Raw genomic sequence first — 1,595 nt, 5'->3', positions numbered from 1 at the left:
CTAGGTTCACCATGAGTTGCCCAACGTGTGTGTGCAATACCGGTTCCACCTTTGCAAGGGTTTGCCTTTAGTGCGTCTGCCAATTCTTGAACTTTGCCTATACGTCTCAAGCGATTAAATTCGCCTGCTTCAGACAATAAAGCCAACCCTGCTGAATCATATCCTCTATATTCTAAACGCTTCAAACCTTCGAGAAGAATTTCAGCTACATCCCTTTGAGCCACAGCTCCAACTATTCCGCACATACCTTTTGTTCCTGTTTTCCAAATCTTATTCGATTACTTTACTAGTCGAAATCTTTAACTTACTTTTTGCTGGGTCTGTCCCAACCATCGATATTTCTTTGCTTTGACCTGGCTACAGCTAGTTGTTCTTCTTCTATATCTTTATTGACAGTAGACCCCGCGCCAATAGTCGCACGCTTACCAACTTTCACCGGCGCAACTAATGATGTATTGGAGCCAACAAACACATCATCTGCAATTTCTGTTTGAAACTTGTTAACGCCATCATAGTTACAGGTAATTGTACCTGCACCCACGTTAACATTTTTGCCTAAGGTTGCGTCACCAACATAGCTAAGATGGTTAATCTTACTACCTTCACCAACGGTCGTCTTCTTGGTCTCAACAAAGTTACCGACTTTCGCTTTAGTTTTTAAACTCGTTCCGGGTCTCAGTCTTGCAAACGGGCCCACATTACAGGCGCTTGCCACAAAGCTATCTTCGATAATTGAATTAGCATGTATCGTGGTACCAGCACCGATTGTTGAATTTTTGATAATGCAGTTTGGTGCAATGCTGACATCCTCACCAAGTACGACATGCCCTTCGAAAATACAATTAAGATCGATAGTGACATCTTGGCCGCATTCTAATTCACCGCGCACGTCTAAACGATTTGGATCATAGATGGTGACACCTTGAAGCATTAGCTGTTCCGATATCATGCTTTGGTGCCAGCACTCTAATTCACATAGTTGCAGGCGATTATTCACGCCTTGAACTTCCTGCTCAAAACTTGGCTGATGGCTTTCAACTCGCAAGCCATTTGCTACGGCGATCTCGATAATATCAGTTAAGTAGTACTCGCCTTGTGCATTGCTGTTACCAAGTGTCGGAATAAACTTATGCAACACTGAAGCCTGTAGAGCAAGTATTCCGGTATTAACTTCCGGAATCATTAATTCTTCTTCTGAAGCATCTTTTTGTTCTACGATGGCTTCAATATCGCCATCTGCGTTCCGAACGATTCGACCATAGCCCGTTGGGTTTTCAAGGTCGACTGTCAATAAGCCAAGCTGCTTCTCATTAACTAAAGCCGTTAATTGAGACAATGTTGCCTGACTGGTTAAGGGCACGTCTCCGTATAGTATTAGTACTTGCGCGTCTTCTGGAATGTGGTCGATTGCTTGTGCTACCGCATGGCCCGTACCTAGCTGCTCAGCTTGTAAGCACCAGTTTACATCTTCTTTAATTGTGTCTTTTACCTGATCAGCACCGTGACCGATAACAATATGTATACCTTCAGCATCTAACTTATTCGCTGTATCCAACACATGCTGTAGCATTGGCTTTCCCGCTACAGGGTGCAAA

1 protein-coding gene and 1 pseudogene are annotated in these 1,595 nt (G+C 43.6%); both read right to left on the bottom strand.

Features of this window, described 5'->3' with window-relative positions; genetic code table 11:
• A pseudogene (locus A3761_RS02880) lies at positions 1 to 245 on the bottom strand (glutamine--fructose-6-phosphate aminotransferase); the annotation flags it as partial.
• 59 nt (positions 246 to 304) lie between these two features.
• The coding region (gene glmU / locus A3761_RS02875) for a bifunctional UDP-N-acetylglucosamine diphosphorylase/glucosamine-1-phosphate N-acetyltransferase GlmU (RefSeq protein WP_068749783.1) at positions 305 to 1,595 on the bottom strand (1,291 nt) is incomplete at its 5' end.

The sequence above is a fragment of the Oleiphilus sp. HI0123 genome (assembly GCF_001635315.1).
The sequence above is the reverse complement of the archived record's forward strand: the minus strand, read 5'-3'. Positions and strand labels throughout refer to the sequence as shown.